The sequence below is a fragment of the Mycobacterium sp. SMC-4 genome, assembly GCF_050205565.1.
Taxonomy (GTDB): domain Bacteria; phylum Actinomycetota; class Actinomycetes; order Mycobacteriales; family Mycobacteriaceae; genus Mycobacterium.
Genome location: NZ_JBNMQU010000033.1, coordinates 1 through 506, shown reverse-complemented (window position 1 = coordinate 506; position 506 = coordinate 1). Strand labels below are relative to the sequence as shown.

1 pseudogene is annotated in these 506 nt (G+C 65.2%); it reads right to left on the bottom strand.

The features are described 5' to 3' along the window. Window positions 1–506 (bottom strand): annotated as a pseudogene (locus ACQI46_RS25620) (hypothetical protein); the annotation flags it as partial.

The following is a 506-nucleotide window of genomic DNA, read 5'->3' as shown; positions in this document are numbered from 1 at the left end:
GGCGCCGTTCGCGATCCGCACCGTGGCACCGGAGAGCTGATCGGAATCCAGATCGGTGATCGAGGCTGAGGTGATCACCCGCACCGGGGAACCACCCAACCGGAACAACGGCGCCCCGATCGTCACCACCGCCGGGGGCAGGCCGATCACGGTCACCAACGCAGCACCCGGCACCAACGACCCAACCTCGGCCTCATCGGTCACCGAGACGGTCAGGCCACGCGGCAGGCCGCCCTCAGTCGTGCTGAACGTGATCGCCTTCAACGCAGCCTCGTATTGGGCGATAGTCGCCAACCCGCTCAACGTCAACGTCATCGTGTTGGCATCCCACGCGCCCGTGATCGGGTTCCCGTCAATCGCCGTGAACCCAAGAACATCACCAGTCTTAGCGCCAGTCGCGATCCGCACCGTGGCACCGGAGAGCTGATCGGAATCCAGGTCGGTGATCGAGGCTGAGGTGATCACCCGCACCGGGGAACCACCCAACCGGAACAACGGAGCACCGA